Below are 6,446 nucleotides of genomic sequence, written 5' to 3'. Positions count from 1 at the left end.
GCGGCTTCCCAGGTGGCGGGGATCTGCGGCAGGTCCATCGCATAGGCATTGCCGGCAATCGGGCTGGGCGGCTCTTGCTGGTCTTCGATGCCGCAAAGGGCGGCGCCCAGGATGGCGGCCAGCATGAGGTAAGGGTTCACGTCGCCCCCGGCCACGCGATGCTCGATCCGCCGGGCCGAAGGGCTGCCCGCCGGAATGCGGATGGCAGCGGTGCGGTTCTCGTAGCCCCAGCCGATCGAGGTGGGCGCGTGTTTGCCGGGCACCAGACGCTCATAGCTGTTCTGATGCGGCGCGAAGATCAGCGTCGAATCCGCCATGGCATTCAGGCAGCCCGCAACGGCGTGGCGCAGCATGGCAGTGCCTTTGGGGCCGCCGCTGTCGAACACGTTCTCGCCCTTTTCATCAATGACGCTGAAATGGGTGTGCAGGCCCGAGCCGGAATATTCCGGGTAGGGTTTCGCCATGAAGCTGGCGGCAAAGCCGTGGCGGCGGGCCAGACCCTTGACCAGCATCTTGAAAAGCCAGGCATCATCGGCGGCGCGCAGCGGATCGTCGCAATGCATCAGGTTCACCTCGAACTGGCCGAGGCCGGTTTCGGAGGTGGTGGTGTCTGCGGGAATATCCATCGCCTCGCAGGCATCGTAAAGATCGGTGAAGAAGGTGTCGAAGGCGTCCAGCGCGCGGATCGACAGCGTCTCGGCGGCCTTGCGGCGCTTGCCCGAACGCGGCGAGGCGGGCACCTGCATGGTCTTGCCCGAATCGTCGATCAGGAAGAATTCCAGCTCCATGGCGCAAACCGGGGTCAGGCCCCGCGCCTTGTAGCGCTGCACCACGGCATTGAGCGCGTGGCGGGGGTCGCCCTCATAGGGCGTGCCATTCTCGCGGAACATCCAGATCGGCAGCAGGGCGGTCGGCGCCTCCAGCCAGGGCATGTTGATGAAGCCACGCTCGGTCGGTTTCAGCACGCCATCCTGGTCGCCCTGTTCAAAGACCAGCGGGCTGTCGTCGATGTCTTCGCCCCAGATGTCGAGGTTCAGCACCGAAAACGGAAAGCGGGTGCCGTTTTTCACCACGCTGTCGGCGAAACGGGTGGGCACGCGCTTGCCGCGGGCCTGACCGTTGAGATCCGCAGCCGCCACGCGAATGGTGCGGACCTGCGGGTGTTTGCGAAGATAATCCTTCATGTTCATCGTGCAATCGAAGGCAGAGGCGGCCTTTGGCGGCCCCGGCCCGTTCTCCCTTGTTTGATCCTTGCCATCCACGCCCTTTTCAGGGTTTGCCGCCCGGAGGGGCAGGGGACGCCATGCCTCCGTCAAGTGGCACGGTTCGGGCGACGGCCCGAAGAATTTGATCAAATATAGGCTACTACCGGATCAGCTGCGGACGCAAGCGAATTTTGCTGCGCGTGTTGGAGGGCAAGTGCCGGTTCAGCCGCCGGTTCACCAGACCGAAAAGGCCGATCAGGGTGAAGGTCAGCAGGATGAAGTAGAAGGCGACGATCGGATAGGGCACGAAGGGGTTGAAGGTCTTGTCGGCGAAGTAATTGGCGTAATAGAGCGCGTCGCCGCGTTGCTGGAAGGCCGGGAAGCCGGAAAAGAACACCAGCGTGGTGGCGTGGAACAGGAAGATCGCCTCGTTGGTATAGGCGGGCCAGGCCAGCCGCAGCATGGTGGGCCACTGGATGCGGCGGAATTTGGACCAGCCCGAGAGACCATAGGCCTCGGCGGCCTCCAGATCGCCCTTGGGGATGGATTGCAGGGCGCCATAGAAGATCTCGGCGGCATAGGCCGAGGTATTGAGGAACAAGACGAAGGCCGCGCCCGCCCAGGCCGAGGTGAGCCAGCTGGTTGCGATATGCAGGCCGAAGATCTCGACCCCGCCGCGCGGCAGCATCACCAGCGCCGAATAGGCGAGGAAGAACTGGATGAACAGGGGTGAGCCACGGAACACGAAGATGAACCATTCCGCCGGTTTGCGGAAACGCGCGCGCGGGCTGGCCTTGGCCAGCGCCAGCGCGGTGGCGAGAAAGAAGCCCAGCGACAGCGCCAGCACGCCGAAATAGACATTCCAGATCAGGCCCGAGCCGATCAGGGTGAATTGCTGGCACAGGTTGAAATCGGTGCGCGGCAACAGGTTCTCGCCAAAGCCCAAGGAGCGGAAGGCATAGGCCTGGATGGTCTCGAAACAGGTCATTGCGCGGCTCTCCGCATGGCTTCACCGGCGGCGGTGGCCTGACCGTGGCTGAGACGGCGGGTCAGGCGGGACAGGATGATCTCGGACCCGCGGGTCATGCAGAGATAGACGATCAGCAGCACGATGAAATACCACAGCCGCCAATCGGGATGCGGATAGGCATAGGCCTGGGTCTTGGCACTGCCCAGCTCGCGCGCCCAGTACACGATGTCCTTGACACCCAGCAGGAACAAAAGCGGCGTGGCCTTGATGAGGATCATCCACAGGTTCGACAGGCCCGGCAGCGCATAGGTCCACATTTGCGGCACGAGGATGCGGCGGAACACCTGGCCCTGGCTCATGCCATAGCTTTCGGCGGTTTCCAGCTGCGCGCGCGGCACGGCATTCATCGCGCCATACAGCACATTGGCGGCAAAGGCACCAAAGACGATGGCGAAGGTGAAGACGGCCAGCGCAAAGCCGTAAAGCTGGTGCCAGATCTGCGCCGAACTGCCCGAGGGCACCTTGGCCTCGGGGCAGACGCGGAATTCAAGGCCCTGACGGATCGGTTCCTTCCAGTCGGGGCAGACAACCTGATGCTTCATCCACTCGATCCCCTGATCCAGCGCGATGACGAAGAACAGGAAGAACACGATGTCCGGCACGCCGCGCACCATGGCGGTATAGGTCTTGCCGAACCAGCGCAGCGGCGCGATGGGGCTGCGCGCGGCCATGGCGCCGCCAAAGCCGAAGGCCAGCGCCGAGGGTGCGGTGACGGCCAGCAAGACCAGCACCGTCAGGAAAGACCAGTAGAAGTCGACATGCTTGGCGGAGGTCAGATAGCAGACCAGCCAGCTGAACCCCTCGAGGCTCTTGGGATCGGCGCAGAAGCTGAACATGGGATTTCGCGGGATGAGAGGGGGCGCGCAAGCTGCGCGGGGAAAGGCTGGCCCCCGCCCGTCGTCGGGCAGGGGCCGTCAGAGCGGATCAGAACTTCTTGGTTTCAGGCCCGAAGTGCTTTTCGATCAGCTTGTTCACGGTGCCATCGGCCTTCATCGCCTGAATGGCGGCGTTGAACTTCTCGCGCAGCTCGTCATCCGACTGGCGGAAGGCCAGACCAACGCCGCCGCCCAGCGAGACCGGCTCGCCCACGAAGGTCAGCTCGCCATTCGATTCCTTGACGTAAGGCGCAAGGAAATCCTTGTCGGCAAAGACGGCAGCCGCCTCGCCATTGCGCACGGCGGCGACGGTTTCATCGGGGGTGGGGAATTCCAGCAGGGTGGCGCCCGATTCGGCGACATAGCCCGCCTGAATGGTGCCGACCTGCGCCGAGACGACGCCCTTGATGTCGGCCTCGGCGGTCAGGCCCACATAGGCGCTGTCAGCCGGGGGGAAGTAGTTTTCCGAGAAATCGACGACCTTGGCGCGTTCATCGGTGATCGACATGCCCGCGATGATCACGTCGTAATTGCCCGATTGCAGGTTCGGGATGATGCTGTCCCAGTCATTCGTGACCCATTCGCAGGTCAGGCCGGCGCGTTTGCAGGCCTCGTCGCCGAATTCGCGCTCATAGCCCGCGACATTGCCGGCATCGTCGATGAAGTTGAAGGGAGGATAGGCGCCTTCCGTGCCAAGGCGGACGGTCTGGGCGGCTGCGATCCCGCCCGACAGGGCCAGAAGGGTGGTGGCCAGCAGCATTTTCTTCATAGGTAGACTCCCGTTGGTGTTGGTTGGGCCGGTTGAGGCCTCGATTGTTAGGACATTGTTGCGGAAAGAAAACCCCTCAGACGTTCGGTCTGCGGGTTGCCGAAAAGCTGGTCGGGGGCGCCCTGTTCCTCGATCTTGCCCTGATGAAGGAAGATCACATGGTCGGAGACATCGGCGGCCATTTTCATGTCATGGGTCACGATGATCATGGTGCGGCCTTCCTCGGCCAGCGCCTTGATGACCTTGACCACCTCCTGCTCCAGCTCGGGGTCGAGCGCGGAGGTGGGTTCATCGAACAGCAGGGCGCGCGGTTCCATGCACAGCGCGCGGGCAATGGCGGCGCGCTGTTGCTGGCCGCCCGACAGCATGGCGGGCCAGGCGTCGGCCTTGTCGGCAATGCCCACTTTGGCCAGATACTGCCGGGCTTTCGCCTCCACTTCGGCGGGATCGCGTTTCAGAACGGTCACCGGCGCTTCCATCACATTTTGCAGGATGGTCATGTGGGACCACAGGTTGAACTGCTGGAACACCATGGACAGGTTGGTGCGGATGCGCAGCACCTGCATCTTGTCGGCGGGGTGGCGGTTCAGCCCCTCGCCCTTCCAATGCACCGCCTCGCCCTCGAAGAGGATGTCGCCCTGCTGGCTGTCCTCCAGCAGGTTGCAGCAGCGCAGCAGCGTGGATTTGCCCGAGCCGGAAGAGCCGATGAGCGAGATGACATGGCCCTTGGGGGCGCGCAGATCGACGCCTTTCAGAACCTCCAGCTGGCCATAGCTCTTGTGCAGGTCGCGGATTTCGATGACCGGAACGTCAGAGGCCGGCGCAGGGCTGGTCGGGGCGGTGGGCATGGCAATGGCAGTCACGGTTTCTCGCTTGTTTTTGGCCGTCAGGCTCCCTGTTGCGGTCAAATAGGGCGGAATTTTGGGCGCCTTGCAACGGCAATTGTGCCGGAACAATCCGTTTTGCCACCGCTTTGGGCAATCTGCCCTAACGGAATGGGCAATCGGGGGCGCGGGGCGCGGCGGGGCTCAGCCCTGACGGGTGGCGCGGTGGCGGGCCTCGGCAGAGTCGCGGTCGGTCAGGCCCAGGAAGGCGGCGGTGAGGCGGATCACCTGATCCTCGCCCTCGTGGCGGTCGCCATCGGCCAGGGCCACCGACCACAGCGCCTCCAGAAGGGCGGTGCGATCCTCCAGCGCCACGCTGTCTTTCAGCGCGCGGGTGAAACGGACGGTATCGGGTGCCTCGGCCTCCAGCGCCTCGGCCTCGCGGCGCAGGGCGCTGGCCTCGAAGGGCGACAGGCCATGGTGGCGGGCCAGCACGCGGTCGATGCGGCTTTGCTCGGCGGTGGTGTAATCGGCATCGGCGCGGGCCACGCGCACCATGAGGGCGGCCAGCGCGAGGCGGCCCTCGGCGGCGGGCAGGGCGGTGGGGGCGGGGGCCAGCAGACGGCGCAGGAGTTGGTCAAACATCGGGAAAGGATAGGGGCAGGGCGGGCGGCTGTCCATTCACGAGGCAGGGAAGCCCGCTCCTCTCAGGCGGGGATGCGGATGCGGCCCTGCGAGACCGGCACCGCGCTGCCCTTGATGCGCATGGCGGTGATGCCCTCGGCGCTGTAATCGACGCTCAGCACCAGATCGGAGGCGCGGCCCATCTCGACCCCCTGCCGCAGGGTGAAACTTTGGCTGCCCTGCCGCAGCACCCGGGCCGCGCGCAGTTGCGCCGCCAGAATCGCGGTGGCCGAGCCGGTCGCCGGGTCTTCCGGGATGCCTGCGGTGGGCGAGAACATGCGGGCGCGGAAATCGCACTCGGTGCCGGGCGTATACAGGTAGGCGCTGTCCACCCCGGCGCTGTCCATCAGGGCCGACCAATGCGGCTCGATCGGGCGGGCGCGGCCCAGGCTTTCCAGATCGCGCAGCGGCACATAGAGGAAGGCCGGGCCGGCCTGCCAGAGGCCGGGGCTATGGGCGGCAAAGCCGATCTCCTCGGGCGTCAGATCCAGCGCCGCGGCGATCAGCGCGCGCGGTGCCGTGCCGGGGGCGGCGACGGGCAGTTGCGGCGCGGTGAATTCGGCCTCCAGCCTGGAGCCCTGCCGTGTGACGCGGACGGGGACGAGGCCCGCCTCCTCCTCCAGCACCAGATGGGCGGTGAAATCGCCCTCCGGCTGGCGCTGGCTGGCCAGCAGGATGGCACAGCCGATGGTCGGGTGGCCCGCGAAGGGGATCTCGGCGGTGGGAAAGAAGATGCGCACCCGCGCGGTATGGGCCGGGTTTTGCGGCGGCTGCACGAAGATGGTTTCCGACAGGTTGAATTCGCGCGCCAGCGTTTGCATCTGCGCCGCCGACAGCACCTCGGCCCCCAGCACGACGGCCAGAGGATTGCCGGTGAAGGGGCTTTGGGTGAAAACGTCGAGCGTGTGGAATTCGAGCGTCATTTCAAGCCCCGGCATCATTTCAGGCCCTTGAACAGGGTGGAGATCTCGCGCGCGGCGGGGGCGGTGGCATGGGGCGGGTTCTCGGCGGACCTGCGGGTGGGGAACGAGGGGGGGGCGTCGCGCGGCGGGGGGTGGC

General features: G+C 65.4%; 7 protein-coding genes. All 7 read right to left on the bottom strand.

Annotation, left to right across the window (positions count from 1 at the left end):
• Positions 1–1,184, bottom strand: a 1,184-nt coding sequence (locus tag JNN06_RS06940; protein ID WP_291238867.1) for a glutamine synthetase family protein, incomplete at its 3' end; no start/stop codon positions are given.
• A gap of 181 nt (positions 1,185–1,365) precedes the next feature.
• Positions 1,366–2,193: an ABC transporter permease subunit gene (locus tag JNN06_RS06935; RefSeq protein ID WP_291238866.1), complete on the bottom strand. Its 828-nt coding sequence runs from the start codon at positions 2,191–2,193 to the stop codon at positions 1,366–1,368.
• Positions 2,190–3,071 (bottom strand): ABC transporter permease subunit, encoded by an 882-nt coding sequence (locus tag JNN06_RS06930; RefSeq protein ID WP_291238865.1) that lies wholly within the window; start codon positions 3,069–3,071, stop codon positions 2,190–2,192. Before JNN06_RS06930 ends, JNN06_RS06935 begins: the two co-directional genes overlap by 4 nt.
• A gap of 88 nt (positions 3,072–3,159) precedes the next feature.
• A complete protein-coding gene (locus JNN06_RS06925) occupies positions 3,160–3,879 on the bottom strand; it encodes a transporter substrate-binding domain-containing protein (RefSeq protein ID WP_291238864.1) in 720 nt (239 codons plus the stop codon).
• Between the two features lie 47 nt (positions 3,880–3,926).
• Positions 3,927–4,727: an amino acid ABC transporter ATP-binding protein gene (locus tag JNN06_RS06920; protein WP_291238868.1), complete on the bottom strand. Its 801-nt coding sequence runs from the start codon at positions 4,725–4,727 to the stop codon at positions 3,927–3,929.
• Positions 4,728–4,907: 180 nt separating this feature from the next.
• On the bottom strand, positions 4,908–5,348 hold the full coding sequence (locus JNN06_RS06915; protein WP_291238863.1) for a TerB family tellurite resistance protein: 441 nt from the start codon (positions 5,346–5,348) through the stop codon (positions 4,908–4,910).
• Between the two features lie 62 nt (positions 5,349–5,410).
• On the bottom strand, positions 5,411–6,310 hold the full coding sequence (locus tag JNN06_RS06910) for a PhzF family phenazine biosynthesis protein (RefSeq protein ID WP_291238862.1): 900 nt from the start codon (positions 6,308–6,310) through the stop codon (positions 5,411–5,413).
• Positions 6,311–6,446: the final 136 nt, after the last annotated feature.

Source organism: Gemmobacter sp. (genome assembly GCF_016792925.1).
GTDB lineage: Bacteria > Pseudomonadota > Alphaproteobacteria > Rhodobacterales > Rhodobacteraceae > Gemmobacter.
Note: the sequence above shows the minus strand (reverse complement) of the source record. Positions and strands in the feature narration are given on the sequence as shown.

Excerpts from the sequence above, each read along its gene's own strand:
- JNN06_RS06935 (WP_291238866.1), bottom strand. The coding sequence starts at position 2,193 with ATGACCTGTTTCGAGACCATCCAGGCCTATGCCTTCCGCTCCTTGGGC.
- JNN06_RS06910 (WP_291238862.1), bottom strand. The coding sequence starts at position 6,310 with ATGACGCTCGAATTCCACACGCTCGACGTTTTCACCCAAAGCCCCTTC.
- JNN06_RS06915 (WP_291238863.1), bottom strand. The coding sequence starts at position 5,348 with ATGTTTGACCAACTCCTGCGCCGTCTGCTGGCCCCCGCCCCCACCGCC.
- JNN06_RS06925 (WP_291238864.1), bottom strand. The coding sequence starts at position 3,879 with ATGAAGAAAATGCTGCTGGCCACCACCCTTCTGGCCCTGTCGGGCGGG.
- JNN06_RS06920 (WP_291238868.1), bottom strand. The coding sequence starts at position 4,727 with ATGCCCACCGCCCCGACCAGCCCTGCGCCGGCCTCTGACGTTCCGGTC.
- JNN06_RS06930 (WP_291238865.1), bottom strand. The coding sequence starts at position 3,071 with ATGTTCAGCTTCTGCGCCGATCCCAAGAGCCTCGAGGGGTTCAGCTGG.